The following is a 20,570-nucleotide window of genomic DNA, read 5'->3' as shown; positions in this document are numbered from 1 at the left end:
ATTTTCAGGCAGATTTAAGTTTTATCTGTGCACTTTTAGGGGGCGATTCAGGCTATATCAACATATTTGATTGTTATTTAAGGAGAACAGCACTTTTTATTAAATTGAATTGCATTATTTTTGTGCATTTTTTAGGCGCAACAATGGCAGTTCTTCTTAATAGTTCAGAAAAATGAACCTTATTAAAGAAAAAATAATATTTCAGCACAGCCAAATGGCGTCGATAGCACTCTTATTGAACAGAAGCTAGATTTAGCAAGCATTTCTAAAAGTTGGCACAGCAATTGCTAATTACAAAATGATGCAACTTAAAACATAAATCAGTCGAATATCCATCATGGGGGAGATCAATATGATGAAATTTGCATGTAAAGCGATCGCGTTGAGTATTTTTGCTGTGACTTCGACTTTTGCTATGGCCGAAGAAACAAATACTTTATCTCAGTATGGCCTTAGCTTTTCTGGTAATGCTGCTTTAACTACAGACTACCGTTATCGTGGTATGACACAAACTCAAAGTGATCCAGCATTACAAGGTGGTTTTGCTTTATCTCATTCTTCTGGTTTGTATGCAGGGGTATGGGGTTCAAATGTAAATTTTGGTTCTGCTGATCCACATTTGGAGTTAGACCCATATGTAGGTTATGCAACTGAATTACCATTTGCTGGTAAGCCAAAATTAGATGTTGGTTTATGGTATTACGGTTATCCAAGTGCTTCAGATTTTAACTGGCTTGAATTATACGCTAAATTAGGATTCAGCAGTGTTATTGCTTCTGGTGACAGTCTTTTAGCTGCTGTTAACTACACCAACGACTTCTTTGGTTTAGAAGAAGATGCGTGGTATTTAAATGCAACTTATACTGTGCCTTTCGCTGACACTGGTTTTGGTGGTGTAGCTAGCGTTGGTTATACTAAAGCTGATGATTACGACTTTAGCGACAACGGTAGTGAAGACGATAACTATGTCGATTGGAAAGTCGGTGTAACTTATAGCGTGAAATCAGTACCTGGTTTGTCAGCTGAACTTGCTGCTGTAGGAACAAACATTGATGCAAATGCTCAACCATATAAACGTGGTGTTGAAACAGGTGCAGTATTTACATTAAACAAAACATTCTAATCATGTAATTGATTGATGCTTTGAAAGCCAGCAATTTGCTGGCTTTTTTATCTTTAGTCATTTTATTTTTAATCAATTTGATTGTTTGAAATTGAGTTAAGTATTACGTGCATCACTGCGCCAGAATGAACGCTTTTTGCTCCAGTTTGGTTAGGTATTCGATCATTAATTTTGCAACTTAATTATTCTAAAAAACAATCATGCTGATTTTTATCTAAATAATTGTTTTATAATAATTTATTAAATTTTGTATTGTTGTTAATAATGGCATGGCATTTGCAAAATATCTATTGATTCACTTTAAGACCTAAATCATTAAAATGTAAATAAAAAGGGGCAATCAATATGATGAAGTTTGCAGTTCAAGCTGTTGCTTTAGGGGTCGCTACATTCGCTTCGACACTCACTATGGCAGAAGAAAAAAAACTTCCATTTCCAGGTACGATCACAGGCAATATCAATGTTGTGTCTAGTTATAACTTGCGTGGTATGACCAACTCACCTGAAAGTGATACACCTGCGGTGCAAGGTGGACTTGATTATGCACATGATAGTGGTTTTTATTTGGGTTATTGGTTTTCAACATTGACAGCTGCTTATGCAGATTTTAATACCTCACCTACAGACGTGAAGGAAGAAAAGAAGTCATTTGAAAATGATTTGTATGCAGGATACAAAGGAAAAATCACAGAAGATTTGGGCTATCAAATTGGTGGGACTGTTTATTATTACTATCCAGGCTGGGAATCAACGGGTTATGAAACAATTGTCGGGCTGAGCTACAAAGACTTTAATATTACTGCTCAGACATTATTAAATAATGTGACTTTTGGTAATAAAGGTGACACCTATTTCTTGGCAACTTATGCACCTAAATTAGCTGGCGGATTTACAGGTAAAGCACAAGTTGCGGCTTATTATTATGGTGATGATGATGAGTACTTGGCTTATCAAGCAAAACCAGGTGATGTCACCAAAACAGATTTTGCATTCCGACACGCTACACTAGGTTTATCGCATCCTTTGGGTGAAACTGGTGCAACGTGGAGTCTAGATTACATTTTTGGCGGTTATACGCGTGATGAAACTAAACAGAAAAACAAAGTTGTTTTAGCTTTAGGTTATGCGTTCTAACTGATTTGAGAAAAAAGCGACCATTAGGTCGCTTTTTAGCTATTGCTACCTCGATAAGACAAGGCTTCTGTTAAATGTGAGCTAGAAATCATCTCACTCTCAGCTAAGTCAGCAATCGTTCTTGCAACGCGAAGTACCCGATGATAAGCACGGGCCGATAGATTTAATCTTTGTTGTGCTATTTCAATAATTTTTGCAGATCCCTCGTCAAAACGAGCATGTTGATCCAAAAGTTGGGGTGAAAGCGCTTGGTTTAAGCATTGCTGTCTTTTGATTTGTTGCTGATATGCTTTTATCACTCGATGACGAACAGTTTCAGAGTTTTCTGAGGGTTTTCGGTCTTGTAGCTCATGAGCTTGCAAGGGGGGAACATCGATATGCAGATCAATTCGATCCAAAAGTGGACCTGAAATTCGATTTTGATAACGTTGGATACTTTCAGGCGAACACTGACAACGACTATCTTGATTAAATGCATATCCACAAGGGCATGGATTCATTGCAGCGATAAACTGAAAATTTGCAGGGAAGGTCATTTGTCTCGCCGCGCGAGAAATTACGATTTCTTTAGACTCTAAAGGTTGGCGCAGAACTTCAAGCACTTTGCGGTCGAATTCAGGTAATTCATCTAAAAACAAAACGCCGCGATGAGCAAGCGTAATTTCCCCAGGTTTTGGTTGAGAGCCTCCACCAACCAAAGCGATCGCAGATGCTGTATGGTGAGGTGCACGAAAAGGGCGCTGACCGAAATGATGTTGAGCATTTGCTACGGAATAGATACTAGCAACCTCTAAATTTTCTTGAGCATTCAAAGGGGGTAAAATTGAAGGCAGTCGAGATGCAAGTAATGTTTTTCCAGTGCCAGGTGGTCCCTTAAAGAGTAATGAATGACCTCCTGCAGCCGCAATTTCTAATGCTCGGCGAGGACGAAGTTGACCTTTAACATCGGCAAGATCATATTGATATTGTGATAATGATGAAATAGATCGTTGTGGTGCGGCTTTTATTTGGCTACTGCCCGAAAAATGTGCACATACATCTTGTAAATGTTTGGCAGGATAAACTTGAAAGTCTTCTAGTTGATTTGCCTCGTCCACATTTGATTCTGGAAGAACTAAATGATGCTTAGCTTGCTGACAAGCCATAGCAATAGTTAATGCCCCTGAAGTTGGACGTAAATGACCATCCAAAGCAAGTTCGCCAATAAATTCAAATCCTTCCGTACAATTTTCAGGAAGCTGACCTGAAGCGATTAAAATCCCTAAAGCAATTGGCAGGTCAAGTCGTGACCCATCTTTGGGCAAGTCTGCGGGTGCTAAATTGATGGTTAAGCGTTTGGTTGGGAAAAGAAAACCACTATTAATTATTGCAGATCGAACGCGATCTTTACTTTCTCGGACGGCTGCTTCAGGTAAACCCACGATGGTTAAAGACGGTAGGCCAGAACTAATATGAACTTCGACCTCGATTTGAGGGGCATGTAGCCCCAATAATCCCCTTGTATAAATTTTTGCAAAAGACATTTTATTATTGTTCCATTGTGGTGCTTTATTTTTAATCATTTAAATGTGCAAATTGCACTGAAAAGGTGCTTATTTTTTGTTCTGCACCATTTCTTCAAGAGCTTTCATCTGTTGTTGTAACTCAGTAAGACGTTGGTTGGCTAAATTGAGGGCAGTTCTTTGACGATCTAGTTCTTGTTTGGAAACAAGATCGAGCTTCTCGATGCTTTCATTTAATAATGCGCGGAGGTTCTTTTCTAAATCTTTTTTAGGTTGATCAATTTGCTGCAAAATCGCTTGTAAAAGAGTTTCAATCATAATGAGCTCAATGAGTTATGTATATTTGCTGCTCAGTGTAACACTGCTTGTCTGAATCCTCTAGACTTGTTGTTGAACGTTGGATGACTGGAGACTTGTTTTCGCTAAACGTAGGCAAATGAAACTTATTTTCGATTGAATATCTACATCTTCAAGGCTAAATAGGTTATAAAGAAAGCTTGTGCCTGATATTTAAAAATCCCCAACCTTTAAATATTGGCACGAAAATTGAACATAAAACCTTACTGGTGAAAATAAGCCGAAGGAAAACAAACATGAAGCTTGTAACTGCAATTGTAAAACCATTCAAATTAGACGACGTGCGTGAAGCGCTCTCTGATATTGGTGTTCAAGGGATTACCGTAACTGAAGTCAAAGGTTTCGGGCGTCAAAAAGGTCACACAGAATTGTACCGTGGTGCAGAGTATGTGGTTGATTTTTTACCAAAAGTGAAGATTGAAATTGCGATTAGCGATGAAATGGTTGATGCCGTAATCGAATCAATCACTCGTGTCGCAAGCACTGGAAAAATTGGTGACGGAAAAATCTTTGTTACGAATTTAGAACAAGTCATCCGTATTCGTACTGGTGAAACAGGGCCAGATGCTGTCTAAATTGGCATAAAGTTTGCTGAGTTAGAAATAAGAGAAATAGCTCACAAAATAAGGTTGGGGGACACGAATGAAAAAAATGCTTATGGCGCTCAGTCTATCTGGCGCACTCTTAGGTGGTTCGGCTGTTGTTTGGGCAGAAGAAGCTGCTTCAACACCAGCAACAGAACAAACTGTAGCAGCATCTGATACCGTCGCTGAAACAGTAACGACTGTTGTTGCTGAAACTACCGCTCCTGCAGAGGCTGCTCCAGCACCTGAAGAGACACCAACAGCAGATACAGGTGATACCGCTTGGATCCTTGTTTCAACAGCACTTGTTCTGTTAATGACTATTCCAGGTTTAGCGCTGTTTTATGGTGGTATGGTTCGTAAGAAAAACGTACTTAGTACCATGATGTTCAGCCTTTCAGCTGCAATTCTTGTGAGCTTGATTTGGGTGATTGTTGGTTATTCTCTCGCATTCTCTGGTTCAGGTGCCTATGTTGGTGACTTGGCGAAGGCGATGTTAAATGGCGTTGCTTTTGATGCGCTGAGTGGAACGATTCCTGAAAGCTTATTTGTAATTTTCCAAATGACGTTTGCGATCATCACTGTGGCAATTATCAGTGGTTCTATTGCTGATCGTATGAAATATTCTGCGTTCATGGCATTCATCGCAATCTGGGTCATCCTCGTTTACGCTCCAATTACTCACTGGGTTTGGGCTGCAGACGGCTGGTTATTCAAAGCAGGTGCTTTAGACTTTGCTGGTGGTACTGTTGTACATATCAACGCGGGTGTTGCGGGTCTAGTTGCTGCATACATGTTAGGTAAACGTACAGGTCTTGGTCGTGAATCTATGGCGCCACATAACCTTACTTTAACTGTAATCGGCGCGAGCTTGATTTGGGTAGGTTGGTTCGGTTTCAATGGTGGTAGCGCATTAGGTGCGGGTGCTCGTGCAAGTATGGCAATCTTGGTAACTCAAGTTGCTGCTGCCGCTGCTGCATTCTCTTGGTTACTTGTAGAACGTCTAATCCGTGGTAAAGCTTCTGTTCTTGGTGGTGCATCTGGTGCGGTGGCTGGTCTTGTTGTAATCACTCCTGCTGCTGGTTTCGTTGGTGTAGGTGGTGCATTGATCATGGGTCTGATCGGTGGCGTAGTATGTTTCTGGGGTATTACTGCACTGAAACGCTTACTTAAAGCTGATGATGCTTTGGATGCATTCGGTTTACACGCTGTTGGTGGTATCGTAGGTGCAGTACTGACAGGTATCTTCTACAGTGATGAAATCATTAAAGCTGCTGGTGTTGTACTTGCTCCGACATTCGCTGGCCAACTTTGGGTTCAAATTGAAGGTGTATTAGCAACAATCGTATATAGTGGTGTTGTGACTTTCATTATCCTTAAAGTGATTGATCTTGTGATTGGTATTCGTGTAAGCGCTGATGATGAACGTATGGGTCTTGACCTTAGCCAACATGGCGAACGTATCGAATAATTGATCTTTCGAATATCGATAAAAAAGCAGCCCGTAAGGGCTGTTTTTTTATGTCTATGAAGAAGCGTTTATATACTTTTGGTTGTACTGATGCGCTATTGTGGCTCTCTGTTTAGCAATAGCTGAAACTTTGATACACTTGGTTGACGTGAATAACTAATTGCACAACTATGCATTGTCCATTTTGTAACGCCGCTGATAGTAAAGTTATCGATTCCCGTTTGGCTGCCGAAGGTAGTCAGATTCGTCGCCGTCGTGAATGTGTGGTGTGTGGTGAGCGTTTTACAACTTTCGAAAGTTATGAAATGGTAATGCCGCGGGTTATTAAATCAGATGCGAAAAGTGAGCCTTTTGATGAAGCAAAACTCCGTCGCTCTCTGATGCACGCTTTGCAGAAGCGACCTGTGACTCAAGAGCAAATTGAGACAGTGCTGAGCGACATTCAATCCCAAATTCGTCGTCTCGGTGAACGCGATGTCAAATCTAGAACCATTGGCGAAATTGTCATGCAGGCTTTGTTTGCATTGGATCATGTGGCGTATGTTCGTTTCGCTTCTGTATATCAGGATTTCCAAGATGTAGAGGCATTTCGTCGTCAAATCGAGCAAATGCAACAACGTGAAAACGAAGCTTAAGTTAGGGAAATCATGTCCGATTTAATCCAAGATCATCTTTCTGAAAATCAGTACTGGATGCAACAGGCTATTGATTTAGCACGACGTGGTCAGTATTCGACTAAACCAAATCCAAATGTGGGTTGCGTTATTGTTAAAGATGGAAAAATCATAGGTGAGGGTTTTCATCCCAAAGCAGGTCAGCCACACGCAGAAGTATTTGCACTTCGACAAGCTGGAGAAAATGCCAAAGATGCCACGGCATATGTGACTTTAGAGCCGTGTGCCCATTTTGGTCGGACACCACCTTGCGCGGAAGCCTTAGTAAAAGCTCAAGTCAAAAAGGTTGTCGTTGCTTGTTCTGATCCAAATCCTCTAGTGGCTGGTAAAGGTGTCAAAATCTTGCAAGATGCAGGCATAGAAGTGGAAACTGGGATTTGTGATGAAGAAGCCAAAACTTTAAATTTTGGCTTCTTAAAAGCGATGTCGACAGGTTTACCTTATGTACGTTTGAAAATTGCATCTAGCTTAGATGGGCGGACTGCGATGGCATCTGGTGAATCGAAATGGATTACTGGAACAGCAGCACGTCAAGATGTACAACATTGGCGAGCCATCTCCGCTGCTGTGATTACAGGTATTCAGACCGTTCTGGCAGATGATTGTGAACTCAATGTCCGTTCCTTAGACGGGATTGATCTCAGCTCGGTTGTACAACCTAAACGAATTATTTTAGATCGTCAGGGACAGTTACCCCTGAGTGCCAAGATTTTACAAAATCCTGAAACTGTCATGGTGATGACACCATTTCGTCAAGAACTTGCCGATTTAGGCGTGATACAATTAGCGCCGCAACCATTGAATCAATTATTGCAAACCCTCACTCAGCAATATCAAATTTATGATGTGTTGGTAGAGGCGGGTGCAACCTTATCAACCGCCTTTTTAGAACAAGGTTTGGTTGATGAAATGATTAGTTATGTTGCACCTACTTTACTTGGTCAATCTGCCCGTCCAATGTTCAACGCTAAGTTTAGCAAAATGGCAGAGCAACTTCGTTTTGAGTTGGTCGATGTAACCCAACTTGGGCAAGATATTCGCCTGAGATTGCTCCCTATCCAAGAGATGATATGAATCCAGAACCATCGGTTTATCACAAACGTCGTCATGCAGCACGTACCACTGACGAGTATCTTTTTCATCAGTTAGTTCCATATCTCGGGAATAAGCGTCGACTTCTACATTTGATTTTAGAAGCGCTTGAGATTACAGGTACTCTGAATAGTAAAAAGAAGAACCCACCGATTTTTGCGGATTTTTTTGCAGGGAGTGGTGTTGTTTCTCGTTTAGCCCGCCAAAATGGGTATCGTGTGATTGCTAATGATTGGGAGCCCTATAGTCATGCACTCAATCATGCCATTTTAGCTTGTGTGGATGCACCAGCTTTCAAAGAGTTGGGTGGTTATCAAAAGGCGATTGATTACTTAAACAGGCTCCCTGAAGTCAAAGGCTGGGTGACCCATAATTTATGCCCGCGCAATGATGATATTTACGATCCTTCCCGTGATCGATTGTTCTTTAAACGCCGCAATGGCATGCGTATAGACGCAATTCGACAACAGATTGCGACATGGCAAGCTCAAGGTGCAATCAATGATGTCGAGATGAGTGCTTTGTTGGCGCCATTACTTTATTCAGCCAGTTTTGTGAGTAATACCAGTGGTGTATTCAAGAGTTTCCATCAAGGGTGGGGTGGGCGAACTCAAACTGCACTAGAACGTATTGAATCTTTATTGTGGCTTACCCCAAGTCGCTTTTGTGAAATTGGTGATAGCAAACGACCTGCTGCTGAAATGTGGTGTGTAGATGCTCAGCATTTAGCAAATCAAATGAGTGGTTTTGAGGTGGATGTTGCTTATCTTGATCCTCCTTACAACCAGCATGCTTACAGCAGTAATTATCATGTTTTAAATGCTTTGACTTTGTGGGATCAAGTTGACTTGCCATCACCTGATACAAAGGGCTTCAAGAGTGGTATTGATCGAGCATGGCGTAAAGAGCGTCCTAGCCCTTATAACTCTTCGAAGCATGCCAAAGATGCTTATGAGAAGTTACTTGAAACGATTAATGCACGTTATATTTTGACAAGCTATTCAACTGATGGAAATATCGAGCCTAAAGATTTACTTACAGCGAATTTAAAACGCGGCAAAGTAACATTACTGACGCAAGATGTTCCACGCTATCGAGTTAGTAAACAACGCCAATCTGAACGTGCACGTGTACTTGAATTTATTGTCATTACAGATACTCATGCTAAGTCTGGTCCTCCATTAAGACAACTATTAGGGCAGCTTTATCATTTCGCTGAGCTAGGCGGGGTCGATACAACAGGCAACAGCACGCAACTTGCACTATGGTAGGTTCATGCAGACATCATTTTTTATAAAATGGTGTCTGGGCTTTTATATTTTTTATCTTTTTTAATCATTAGAGCTAATATTTAGATTAAGTTATTGTTTTGTATGTGAGTTATAAAGCACTTTTATAAATTCATATTTAATTATTAATTTTATAAATAATAATCAAAAACAGAAGCTTATATTATTTTCATTTGAACTTGTTGATTTTGTTGTTTGAAAAATATTTTACTTTTTGGTCTAAAAAGAACCTTAAAAATATTGATCATTTTCGAAAATGAATATATTTTGCCGAGCTTGATTTAAGGTCATGCTGATCAGTGGCTATGACCAAGTGAGGTTGTTATGAGTCACTCGGAACCTACTTTATGGGGTCAATGTGTCGCAGAGTTTTTTGCTACTGCAATATTTCTATCATTTGGTATTGGTGTTGTGGCTGCACTTAAGCTTGCAGGAGCAAACTTAGGTTTATGGGAAATTAGTATCGTTTGGGGTTTAGCAGTTGCTCTAGCTGTTTATTTATCAGCGGGTATTTCAGGTGCTCATCTCAATCCTGCGGTTACAATCGCTTTAGCTTTATTTGCTGGGTTTGATAAACGTAAAGTCCCTTTTTATATCATTTCACAAGTCGCTGGTGCAGCCTTGGGTGCATTCCTTGTATATGCTTTATACAGTAACTTATTTCTGGACTATGAGCAGACTCATCATATGCTCCGCGGCAGCGTAGAAAGTTTAGAGTTAGCTGGGATTTTCGCAACCTATCCACATCCGTTGTTGTCTATTGGTCAAGCATTCATGGTGGAAATGTTTATCACTATGCTTTTACTTTGGTTAATTATGGCGATTGGTGATGATACTAATGGCTTACCACGTGGAGCTTTAGCACCTATTTTGGTCGGATTGCTTGTCGCTGTAATCGGTGCTTCTTTTGGCCCATTAACAGGGTTTGCAATGAATCCTGCACGTGATTTTGGTCCTAAGTTGGTTGCTTACTTTATGGGCTGGGGACCTGTCGCTTTTACTGGTGGTCGTGATGTTCCATATTTTATGGTTCCTATTTTTGCACCAATTTTAGGTGCGTGTTTAGGTGTATTAGGTTATAAATTTTTCTTTAGCCAATTTCTAAAACATCAGCAAGTCGAAGTTAAAGAAAAGATGAACTCACAAATTTCTGAGTTTCAATAAACTTCATCGAATTGTTCAAAGGTAGTCAAATGACTACCTTTTTTATCTCTGATGATTTGAACTCTGAGTGGCTTGTTATCTCAAGTTCTTTGCTTTAAGGTATCTCATTGACTATGGCGCGTATTGCATAAAGATAGGTTGAAACTCCCATGTTTACAGGCATTATTGAAAGTTTAGGTAAGGTTGAGAGCTTACAAAGTGTGGGCGGCGATGTTCGTTTACGTATTCAAACTGATCTGGATATGTCGGATGTGCATTTGGGGGATTCGATTGCAACCAATGGTATCTGTTTGACGGTGATCGAATGGGGCGATAATTGGTATGCGGCTGATGTTTCCCGTGAAAGTTTGAATCGTACGACATTGGGGCAGTGGAAAGTTGGTCAAGCGGTGAATGTCGAAAAGGCAATGCTGCCAACGACTCGTTTTGGTGGGCACATTGTCAGTGGTCATGTTGATGGCTTGGGTGAAATTACTTTAGTCCGCCATGATGCTCGTTCATTGTATTTTGAAGTGACTGCACCTGTTGAATTAGCCAAATATTTGGCAGAAAAAGGTTCTGTGACAGTTGATGGGATCAGTCTGACCATTAACCATTTACGCGGCAATATTTTGAGTTTGAATTTGATCCCGCATACGGCTGAACGTACCAATATTGGAACTTGGCAAGTTGGAAGCAAAGTCAATCTTGAAGTTGATGTGTTGGCTCGTTATATCGAAAGATTACTACTCGGTGATAAGGCGGCTGAGCAGAAAACTGAATCCAATATCAGTATGGCATTTTTGGCCGAAAATGGTTTCTTGAAATGATTCAAAAAAGCCCAGTTTGAACTGGGCTTTTTATTATTCTTTATCTGAAAATTGACTATTTTTGAGAATGTATTCTATTTCGTCTTGCGCAATCGCATGTAATTTTGCTCTAAAAACTGTGACCGCTTGTTCAATCATACTTTCAGCTTCTAGTTCCAGTCGGACACGCACACTTTCAAGCTCAGATTGAATTTGCTCATCTTTAATGACCATGTGTTGAGCTTGAGCATAATCAATACTTGGTTGTTCTGGATTTACTTGATAACGTTCAGTTTGGTCTGCAATTTCTTGGTCAATATGATGACGTAATGCTGCTAAATGTTCAGTTTGTTGTTCGAACTGACGCTCTTCGTCCGCTTGAAGCTGTGCTGCATATGCTGCTTCAGCAGCTCGTTTTTCTTCAAGCGCCTTTTCTAAAGCCAATTGTTTACGGATTCTTGCTTGTTCGATTAATTCTGCTTTGAGATCAGCATATGCTTTTTCAATTCGTTGTGCAGAATTTCGTTGTGCTTGTTCATCATGATGAACCCAAGTTTGGATGGGTGTTTGGGGCAGGAGTAAATCACAGATGCGAGCTAAATCTTCTTGATACGTTTGGCGAACCGCTTCAGGCGTGTTTAACCAACGTTTTTTAAAGTCTTGACCTACATTTAATGCCACCTGACACTCCTCGAATGACGCTCTAATTTCGGATTTATAATTTAAATGTTCGAGGTGCTATACCTAGACGACGATACATTTTAAATTTTTCTCGACCGATTTGTTTCGCAATTTCATTATTTTCAATAATTTCGATAATGTGTCGAAATTCTTGAGTTTGTTCAAGTGCATGATTGTTAAAATTAAAGACAATCCAATCATTGGATGATGGTAATTCTTCTGAAATACATACGGCACTATTTTCTAAATGAATCCCATGGGGGATAAAACTTGTTGGATCAAAAGTCCAAAGCTTCTCATCAAGTTCGTTCTGCATTTCTGCATTATCGCAATACCACCACACTTTAGGATGTTGGTTCAAAATTTTTCGGCATAAACGACAAGCACTTTCAACTTGTCGCTCAGTACTATTTTCAAATAGATAAAAACTAATTTGAGCTTGAGTTGACATCTAATTACACATATCTGTTTTTTATGGTTGGGTTGATGTATTCACTAGCGAATACATCAATATGCTCAAATAGGGCTTGAAACTTCTCAAGTTTGAATCGTCCAAAGTTATATTCAAGCCCTATTTTTATGACAAAAATAAATGTCACAACATTCAGCTATTTGCTTGAGCACGATTTGCTAAAAATTGCATCAATAATGGAACTGGGCGACCTGTTGCTCCTTTAGCTGCTCCAGATAACCATGCTGTACCAGCAACATCGAGATGTGCCCAGCGATAGTCACGTGTGAAACGTTCGAGGAAACATGCTGCTGTGATTGCCCCACCATGTGGGCCGCCGATATTCGCAATGTCTGCAAAAGGTGAATCTAGCAATTCCTGATATTCTTCCATTACAGGCATGCGCCAAACACGATCGAGTGATTGTTCGCCAGCTTGTAGCAGCTCTTGAGCCAATTCATCATCAGGAGTAAATAAGCCACTTACAACTTTACCTAATGCAACGACACATGCACCTGTAAGTGTTGCAATATCAATCACAAGAGCAGGGTTAAAGCGTTTGATATAGGTGAGCGTATCACATAGAACCAGACGACCTTCTGCATCAGTATTTAGAATTTCTACAGTTTGACCACTCATGGTCGTTACAATATCACCAGGTCGAGTTGCACGACCTGATGGCATATTTTCAGCTGCGGCAATCGCACCTACCACATGAATTGGTAGCTGTGCTTCGCAAAGAGCCTGCATTGTGCCAAGTACTGAAGCAGCACCACACATATCAAATTTCATCTCATCCATACCAGCACCAGGCTTCAGTGAGATACCACCTGTATCAAAGGTTACACCTTTACCGACAAGTACGATCGGAGCTTGATCTGTATTGGCTTTGTATTCAAGAGTAATCACTCGACCTGGACGATCAGATCCTTTGCTTACGGCAAGGAACGCATACATCCCAAGGTCAGCCATTTGTTGTTCATCAAGAATGGTAACTTGCAACATATCTGGATATTGAGCCGCAAGTGCCAGTGCTTGATCAGCTAAATATTCTGGGAAGCAAATATTTCCTGGTCGATTGCCTAAGTCGCGTGCATAGTTTTGTCCAGACTGAACAGCATGAACTAAGTTGAGTTGTGCATCATTTAATAGAGTTTTTTCAGTAACAAGATGAACGGTTTCTAAGACAAATTCATTTTTCTTGGATTTGAATTCGTCATAACCATAGCCTGCTTGACTTAAACTGAGTGCGAATAAGGCATGTAAATCTGTTGGCAAAGCAGTGAGATCAATCGTAATTTCTTTAAATTTATTTTGTGACGATTTGATAATGCTTTGTGCGAGTTTTGCTAATTTATTCGGTTTTAACTCGTTACTTTTACCTAAACCAAGCAGTTGGGCATTAGCTTGCTCTTCTATTTGAGCAATAAGCGGTAAATTCTCGTTGAAGGCTGCTTTAAATTGTGTTGCTGAAATAAGATTGTCTAGATTGTTGATTTTATAAGGCTTTGTGCTTTGTTGTAATTGCTCTGAATCAACTAAAATCCACAAAGATTCACTAGACGCTTGAGTTGGTAGTGCGGTATGAAGTGTAAATTTCATTGTTTATGTAAAACCTAATGAGCAAAAAAGATAGATAAGTCCATTAAACACGTTCAGGTATGAGCTTGCAATCGGCAACATACGATAGGTTTTATATTTTTAACATTCGGGTAAACTAGCGTTACCCCACGATTGGTCTATTTTTTGGAAGCATTACTTTGATTATTCGGCGTTATCTCGTCAAACAAGTGGTGTCCACTTCTTTGGTTGTAACTGCATTACTTACGCTCATTATTATGGGTGGTCAGTTAATCAAGATTTTTGGACGAGCTGCACAAGGTCGTTTAGATGCTGGCGTTTTGCTGAGTATCATTGCATATCGTCTACCCGAATTTTTGACGTTGATTCTTCCACTCGGTTTCTTTATTGGATTGATGCTGGTATTTGGTCGACTTTATGTTGACCATGAAATGGCGGTGTTGAATGGTAGTGGCGTCAGTCGAAATCAATTGGCAAAATTATTATTACCGATGACCTTCGTCTATTTGCTTGTTCAATCTTTTCTGATGTTTTGGGGATCATCGTCGGGAATCAGAGCTTACGAGAGTTTGATGCAAACTCAAGCAGTGCGGGCAGGTTTTGATTTGGTTCGACCGAAAGAGTTTATTTCTTCTGGGCCATACACCATTTATGCTGGCTCTTTGTCAGAAGATCGCAAAAACTTAAAAGATATTTTCTATTATCAAAAAGCTGAACGTGAAGACAAACCTGATGTCATGATCTTGGCAAAAGAAGCTACACGTGTGGAAATGGCTAATGATACAGCCAATGTGGTGGACCTCGTTCAGGGGCGACGTTACGAAATTTATCCAAATCAGCCACGCTACACTCAAGCAGAATTTCAGTCATATCGCTTACGTTTAGAAAATGATAAAGACATTAAGTTTGAAAGTGATGATGTTGAAGCATTATCGATGAGTAAATTATGGCAAAAACGTGATGATTCGGTGGTTCGTAGTGAGTTGGGATGGCGGATATTTGGACCGTTTGTCATCCTTGTTGCTTTGTTGCTCGCCGTAGCATTATCTGAAGTTAGCCCGAGGCAAGGTCGTTATTATCGTCTCATTCCTGCGATTTTTATTTTTGCCAGTTTAATTGTATTGATGATTGCAATTAAGACCCGAATTAGTAAAGAAGAGTTAGATATTTGGGCATATCCAGTTGTGCTTCTTGTCTATGCAATTGCAGCAGCGATTTTTGCACGCAAACAGAAATTAGCGCCTAAAATTAAGAAAGGCATTCAGCGAGTGGGGTTATGATGTTAGCACGTCGAATAGTCGCCAAACATGTGACAAAAACCACGGTACTCGCAATGTTGGGAACAACATTGGTGCTTTCCTTTTTACAAGTGTTGTTTACGTATCTAGGTGAGTTAGGTTCACTTAAACCTAATTACAACGCATGGCAGGCATTTTTGTATGTCTTGTGGGGTGCGCCTCGATATTTGTATGAAATTTTACCTGTAGCAGCGTTGATAGGTTCTGTACTTGGTCTAGGGGCATTGGCATCGAACAGTGAACTGATTGTCATGCGCTCGGTGGGTATCAGCCTATGGCGTATAGTTGGCTGGGTTATGCGTTCAGCACTGTTATTAATTGTTTTGTCTTTTGTATTAAGTGAATGGGTTATTCCATATACAAATGAAAAAGCTCAAAGCATTAAAAAACAACGTAGTGTTGCGACTTTAGGTGAAGTAAAAGGATATTGGTCGAGAGAAGGTCAACGTTTTACATATATTGACTATGCAAACTCTCAAGGGCAATTACGCAATATTCAGTCAATTGATTTTGATCAAAATTATCGTCTTCAGTCTTTTATTACTGCTGAGAAAGGTCAGTTTGTGAAAGATGGTCAATGGACTTTACAGGACTCACATCAAGTTGATTTGCTGGCTCAAGGTAATGCGATCAAAACTGATCATGCTCAGCAGGCATTAGGTCTCGCTTTGCAGCCGAAATATGTGCATATGGTGACCTTAGATCCTGAAGATTTATCTCCAAGTCAGTTGGTTAGTTTTATGCGCTATTTGGAAGAATATAGCCAAGTACCAAAGAGCTATGAACTGGCTTTCTGGCAGAAAGTATCTTCTCCTTTTGCATTGATTGCGCTGGTTTTAATTGCGTGTTCTTTTATTTTTGGTCCATTGCGTCAACAATCGATGGGCTTTAGGCTCGTGATTGCACTTTTTACGGGGTTAGGATTCTTCTATTTACAAGACTTCTTGGGTTATGCAAGTTTAGTCTATGCACCATCACCTGCATGGTTTGTATTGTTGCCAATTATGCTGATGTTCGGCATCGGTAGTTATTTGCTCTATCGAGCACGTTAACGCAGCATTTGCTTTCCCTATCTTATCGATTGAGCAAAGCCATCCGTCAGGTCATAGAGAATTTTGTCAAATTTCGGTAAACTATGCCGATCAAATGATAGACAAACAGAGAGTCCAATATGACGGATGCAAATGCTGGCAAAATTCCTCACGTTCTTGTAATCATGGATGGTGTAGGACATCGTGAAGCAGTTGAAGATAACGCGTATTTAGCAGCAAAAACGCCAAATCTAACCGCCATGAAAGCGAAGCATCCAAATAGTTTAATCTCTGGTTCAGGTGAAGATGTCGGTTTGCCAGATGGGCAAATGGGTAACTCTGAAGTTGGACATATGAATCTTGGTGCGGGTCGAGTGTTGTACCAAGATTTTACTCGTATTACTAAAGATATCCGTACTGGTGCTTTCTTTGAGCATGAAGTGTTGGTTGATGCTGTAGAAAAAGCCAAAGCTGCAAATGGTGCTGTGCATATCATGGGCTTGCTGTCAGAGGGTGGCGTTCACTCACATGAAGACCATATCGTGGCGATGTGTGAGCTTGCACTAAAACGTGGTGCAAAGGTTTACTTACATGCATTTCTAGATGGTCGTGATACTCCACCACGTAGTGCGAAACCTTCATTAGAAAAATTAGATGCTGTATTTGCTCAATACCCAAATCAAGGTCGCATTGTTTCGATGATTGGTCGTTATTTTGCAATGGACCGTGATAATCGCTGGGATCGTGTTGAACAAGCTTATCGTTTAATGACTGAGGGTGAGGCGACTCGTATTGCTAGCAATGCGGTTGAAGCGTTGGATCTCGCTTATGCCGCTGATGAAAACGATGAATTTGTCAAAGCAACACGTATTGGTGACATTGTTAAAGTACAAGATGGCGACAGTATTGTATTTATGAACTTCCGTGCTGATCGTGCGCGTGAAATTACTCGTGCTTTTGTTGAAAAAGATTTTACAGGTTTTACACGTAAAGTAATTCCAGCACTTTCCAAATTCGTTATGCTGACTCGTTATCAAGCAAGTATTGATGCTCCCGTTGCTTATATGCCTGAAGAGTTGAAGAATTCGATTGGTGAATATCTATCAGGGTTGGGTAAGACACAGTTACGAATTGCTGAAACAGAAAAATATGCACATGTTACGTTCTTCTTTAGTGGTGGTCGTGAGGATGAATATGCAGGTGAAAAGCGTATTTTGATTCCTTCACCGAATGTTGCAACTTACGATTTAAAACCTGAAATGAGTGCAATTGAAGTCACTGATGAGTTGGTTAATGCAATCAATTCAGGTGAGTTTGATCTGTTAGTTGTGAACTATGCTAACGGTGATATGGTTGGTCATACTGGTGTGTTTGATGCTGCTGTGAAAGCAGTAGAAACTGTGGATGCATGTTTAGGTCGAGTCTACGAAGCGGTGATGGCAAACAAAGGTCATATGTTAATTACTGCTGATCATGGTAATGTAGAGCAAATGCAGGACTATGAAAGCGGACAGGTACATACGCAACATACCACTGAGCTGGTACCATTCATTTATGTTGGACCTACACAAGCAACAATTGCTGAAGGTGGCGTGCTTGCAGATGTAGCACCAACTTTGCTTAGTTTGATGAATCTTCCTGTTCCACAAGAGATGCAAGGCAAAAATCTAATTACGTTACAATAAGGTGAGAGAATGACCCCACACAACAACATATATCGCGCATTATTTGCTAGTTTGTTGATGTGTGGGGGATACTCTTCCTTTGCTGCACCGATCTCACATACACATGAGTGGGATGAGAATCCTGAATCTCGTAGTGCCGAAGTTCCGATAGAATCAATTCAACAGTTTGTTCAAATCTATAGCATTGTGAAGGACAATTACGTCGATAAAAAATCTGATGATGCTTTGTTCCAACAATCCATACAAGGTCTAGTCAGTGGTCTAGATCGTTATTCTCGTTATCTTTCTGCAGAAGAATATCGCCAACTCATTCAATATACCGAAGGTGATTTAGCATCAGTTGATTTTAATTTGAATTACGACACGCATATGCGCGCATGGCAGATTCAAGATTTAAAAACAGGTTCTGATTCAAATAAATTGGGTTTGCGAAATGGGCAGACAATTTTAAAAATTGATAATCAAGAATTAAAAAATCTAAATCAAGATCAAGTTCTCGGCTTACTTTATGGGTCCATCGGAAGTACAGTACAAATACAAGCTGAAAATAGCACGAGTACTATCATCTTAGTCAGAAACAAAAAAGTTGAAACGGATATCGAACCTGAGTTACTGCACAATCAAGTTTTAGTTTTAAAAATTCGTGTCTTTCAACAAGACACTGCAAATGAAATCAAAAGAATTATTGATGAATATAGTTCAAATCGTTTGAAAGCTGTTGTTTTGGATTTACGTAATAATCCAGGTGGATTGTTATCCGCTGCTGTTGAGTCAGCCGATTTATTTTTAAACCAAGGTTTGATCGTGACGACAAAAAGTCGTTCCGAGGGAGATCAACAATTTCAAGCACTTCCTTCAAATGACTTTCAAAATCTAAAAGTAGGAATTTTGATTAATCATCGTTCCGCATCAGCTGCTGAAGTATTTACTGCTGCATTAAAAGAGCATAAAAGAGCGTGGGTAATTGGTGAAAATAGTTATGGAAAAGGCGTGGTGCAAAAGCTTTTTCCACTTCCTAGCGGAGCCGCCTTACAAATGACGGTTTCTCATTATTATACGCCTGAAGGACATATGATTGAAGGTCAAGGGATTCAACCTCATCAAACCTATCCGTTGTCGCCTGAAACAAGGGAAGATGCATATCTAGAACATGTGGCAGAATTGACTTTAAAAAGCAAAATCTAAAAAAAGCCCCAAATTTTATGGGGCTTTTTTATTCGAAGATTACTCATCATCCTCAGTATCTAAACCAAACTTTTTCAAACGATAGCGTAAAGATCGGAAGGTCATTCCAAGTTTTTTTGCTGCTAGCGTTCGATTCCAGTGGGTCAGATTTAAAGCATTCAATAACACTTCTTTTTCAATATTTTCTAAATAGCGCTCCAAACCTTCTGGCGGTAATTTTTTAGAGCTTGGGTTTGGACTCGCACTTTGCAGCGTTATTTCACTTTCATCTGACTGAACATAAGCATTTGAAGGAATACTGATTGAGCTACGCAGAGGTGCAGTTTGCAAATGAGCCAAATCAATGGTTTCATCATCACTGAGAGTGATTGCACGTTCAATAATGTTTCGAAGTTCGCGAACGTTACCTGGAAAATATTGCTGCAAGAGGAATTGCTCTGCACGTGTGGTGAGGGATTTAACAGGTAACTCCCATTCTTGGCTAATCTTTTGAATAAAATGATTTGCCAGAATTAAGATATCTTGACCACGTTCACGAAGTGGGGGCAATACGATATCCATCACATGAATGCGGAAGAATAAATCTTGTCTAAAGCGACCTTGCTGAACCAAGAGTTCTAAATCTTGGTGGCTGGCACTAATCACACGGAAATCCACATCAATTTCTTGATCTGAGCCAACTGGACGAATTTTTTTCTCTTGTACTGCACGTAAAAGTTTTACTTGCATATTTAAGGGAAGTTCTGCGATTTCATCTAAAAAAAGGCTGCCGCCGTGTGCCGATAAGATAAGACCTTGTTTATCTTGTGTTGCACCTGTAAAGCTGCCTTTCTTATGACCGAACAATTCGCTTTCCATTAATTCTGTTGGAATAGCACCACAGTTGATGGCAATGAAAGGTCCTTCGCTGCGATTACTTAAACGATGAACTAAGTTTGCAACAACTTCTTTTCCTGTTCCTGATTCACCTGTAATAAAAACAGGTGCCTGAGAACGAGCAATCTTTTTTAAAGCGATCCGTAATTGCTGAATAGGTGCTGAACGCCCAATCAACAATTTGTTTTCTAAGGCTGTTTCTACCGCCTCTTGTTCTGGTTGAGGGCGGTTTAAAGCTTTTTGAATCAGTTGATCAAGATGTGTCTGATTCACTGGTTTGCTAACAAAGTCAAACGCCCCAGCTTTCAGTGCTGCAATTGCAATGTCCATATTTCCGTAAGCAGTAAGAACAGCGATTGGTGTGTTTGGATAGTTTTGAGTCACATGTTTGACGAGATCGAGACCATTTCCATCTGGAAGGTTAAGATCGGTTAGACATGCATCGTACTGAAACTCGGTAAAGAATTTTTTGGCTTGCTCCACACGATATGCAAGATGAGTTTTGATTCCCATACGTGCGAGCGTCATTTGCATAAGAAGACACAAGTCTTCTTCATCGTCTACGAGTAAGACGAGAGGTTGTTTAGTTGCCATTTCCCCGAAA

At 40.2% G+C, this 20,570-nt stretch carries 19 protein-coding genes; 13 read left to right on the top strand and 6 right to left on the bottom strand.

From position 1 onward, the window contains the following. Nucleotides 1-352 precede the first annotated feature (352 nt). Together A2003_RS14540 and A2003_RS14535 are read left to right on the top strand one after the other, a co-directional pair. Nucleotides 353-1,123 carry a TorF family putative porin gene (locus A2003_RS14540; RefSeq protein ID WP_004917065.1) on the top strand — a complete coding sequence of 257 codons (771 nt, stop codon included), beginning with the start codon at nt 353-355 and terminating at the stop codon, nt 1,121-1,123. 345 nt (nt 1,124-1,468) lie between these two features. Continuing rightward, on the top strand, nt 1,469-2,257 hold the full coding sequence (locus A2003_RS14535) for a TorF family putative porin (RefSeq protein WP_004957280.1): 789 nt from the start codon (nt 1,469-1,471) through the stop codon (nt 2,255-2,257). A gap of 35 nt (nt 2,258-2,292) precedes the next feature. Here the strand turns inward: A2003_RS14535 and A2003_RS14530 are convergent, their stop codons facing one another. Both A2003_RS14530 and A2003_RS14525 read right to left on the bottom strand, forming a co-directional pair. Beyond that, on the bottom strand, nt 2,293-3,780 hold the full coding sequence (locus A2003_RS14530) for a YifB family Mg chelatase-like AAA ATPase (protein WP_286687549.1): 1,488 nt from the start codon (nt 3,778-3,780) through the stop codon (nt 2,293-2,295). Nucleotides 3,781-3,849: 69 nt separating this feature from the next. Next, nucleotides 3,850-4,077, bottom strand: coding sequence for an accessory factor UbiK family protein (locus A2003_RS14525; protein ID WP_004917059.1), 228 nt, complete (start codon nt 4,075-4,077; stop codon nt 3,850-3,852). A gap of 275 nt (nt 4,078-4,352) precedes the next feature. Between A2003_RS14525 and glnK the strand changes: the two genes are divergently transcribed. From glnK to A2003_RS14490, 7 genes are all read left to right on the top strand, one after another. Beyond that, nucleotides 4,353-4,691 (top strand): P-II family nitrogen regulator, encoded by a 339-nt coding sequence (glnK, locus tag A2003_RS14520; protein WP_000780326.1) that lies wholly within the window; start codon nt 4,353-4,355, stop codon nt 4,689-4,691. 67 nt (nt 4,692-4,758) lie between these two features. Next, a complete protein-coding gene (locus A2003_RS14515) occupies nt 4,759-6,171 on the top strand; it encodes an ammonium transporter (protein WP_004917056.1) in 1,413 nt (470 codons plus the stop codon). A gap of 170 nt (nt 6,172-6,341) precedes the next feature. Then, a complete protein-coding gene (gene nrdR, locus A2003_RS14510; protein ID WP_004957298.1) occupies nt 6,342-6,806 on the top strand; it encodes a transcriptional regulator NrdR in 465 nt (154 codons plus the stop codon). A 12-nt stretch (nt 6,807-6,818) separates the two neighbouring features. Beyond that, on the top strand, nt 6,819-7,919 hold the full coding sequence (gene ribD, locus A2003_RS14505) for a bifunctional diaminohydroxyphosphoribosylaminopyrimidine deaminase/5-amino-6-(5-phosphoribosylamino)uracil reductase RibD (protein WP_004958479.1): 1,101 nt from the start codon (nt 6,819-6,821) through the stop codon (nt 7,917-7,919). Further along, a complete protein-coding gene (locus tag A2003_RS14500) occupies nt 7,916-9,208 on the top strand; it encodes a DNA adenine methylase (RefSeq protein ID WP_004917048.1) in 1,293 nt (430 codons plus the stop codon). Before ribD ends, A2003_RS14500 begins: the two co-directional genes overlap by 4 nt. A 342-nt stretch (nt 9,209-9,550) precedes the next feature. Beyond that, the gene (locus A2003_RS14495; RefSeq protein WP_286687548.1) at nt 9,551-10,390 is read left to right on the top strand and encodes an MIP/aquaporin family protein; all 840 of its coding nucleotides are present in this window, start codon (nt 9,551-9,553) and stop codon (nt 10,388-10,390) included. Between the two features lie 149 nt (nt 10,391-10,539). Beyond that, the gene (locus A2003_RS14490; RefSeq protein ID WP_099949332.1) at nt 10,540-11,199 is read left to right on the top strand and encodes a riboflavin synthase; all 660 of its coding nucleotides are present in this window, start codon (nt 10,540-10,542) and stop codon (nt 11,197-11,199) included. A gap of 33 nt (nt 11,200-11,232) precedes the next feature. Here the strand turns inward: A2003_RS14490 and blhA are convergent, their stop codons facing one another. The 3 genes from blhA to A2003_RS14475 all read right to left on the bottom strand — a co-directional run bounded on the left by blhA (nt 11,233) and on the right by A2003_RS14475 (nt 13,912). Next, nucleotides 11,233-11,859 (bottom strand): cell division protein BlhA, encoded by a 627-nt coding sequence (gene blhA, locus A2003_RS14485; RefSeq protein ID WP_151690836.1) that lies wholly within the window; start codon nt 11,857-11,859, stop codon nt 11,233-11,235. A gap of 34 nt (nt 11,860-11,893) precedes the next feature. After that, nucleotides 11,894-12,310, bottom strand: coding sequence for a DNA polymerase III subunit chi (locus A2003_RS14480; RefSeq protein WP_004917037.1), 417 nt, complete (start codon nt 12,308-12,310; stop codon nt 11,894-11,896). Nucleotides 12,311-12,463: 153 nt separating this feature from the next. Next, nucleotides 12,464-13,912: a leucyl aminopeptidase gene (locus A2003_RS14475; protein WP_286687547.1), complete on the bottom strand. Its 1,449-nt coding sequence runs from the start codon at nt 13,910-13,912 to the stop codon at nt 12,464-12,466. 158 nt (nt 13,913-14,070) lie between these two features. Between A2003_RS14475 and lptF the strand changes: the two genes are divergently transcribed. From lptF to A2003_RS14455, 4 genes are all read left to right on the top strand, one after another. Then, nucleotides 14,071-15,171, top strand: a complete 1,101-nt coding sequence (lptF, locus tag A2003_RS14470; protein WP_004917030.1) for an LPS export ABC transporter permease LptF — start codon at nt 14,071-14,073, stop codon at nt 15,169-15,171. Then, a complete protein-coding gene (gene lptG / locus A2003_RS14465) occupies nt 15,171-16,241 on the top strand; it encodes an LPS export ABC transporter permease LptG (RefSeq protein ID WP_286687554.1) in 1,071 nt (356 codons plus the stop codon). The genes lptF and lptG overlap by 1 nt, the downstream gene beginning before the upstream one ends. Nucleotides 16,242-16,360: 119 nt before the next feature. Then, nucleotides 16,361-17,905, top strand: coding sequence for a 2,3-bisphosphoglycerate-independent phosphoglycerate mutase (gene gpmI, locus A2003_RS14460; RefSeq protein WP_004957318.1), 1,545 nt, complete (start codon nt 16,361-16,363; stop codon nt 17,903-17,905). 9 nt (nt 17,906-17,914) lie between these two features. Next, nucleotides 17,915-19,090, top strand: coding sequence for a S41 family peptidase (locus A2003_RS14455; protein WP_004917024.1), 1,176 nt, complete (start codon nt 17,915-17,917; stop codon nt 19,088-19,090). A 39-nt stretch (nt 19,091-19,129) separates the two neighbouring features. On the opposite strand, the gene A2003_RS14450 is transcribed toward A2003_RS14455, so the two are convergent. Further along, nucleotides 19,130-20,560: a sigma-54-dependent transcriptional regulator gene (locus A2003_RS14450; RefSeq protein WP_004917021.1), complete on the bottom strand. Its 1,431-nt coding sequence runs from the start codon at nt 20,558-20,560 to the stop codon at nt 19,130-19,132. Nucleotides 20,561-20,570 lie beyond the last annotated feature (10 nt).

It is taken from the genome of Acinetobacter sp. GWC1_38_13, assembly GCF_001767535.1.
Taxonomy (GTDB): Bacteria; Pseudomonadota; Gammaproteobacteria; order Pseudomonadales; family Moraxellaceae; genus Acinetobacter; species Acinetobacter junii.
This window is presented reverse-complemented; position numbering and strand designations above follow the sequence as displayed.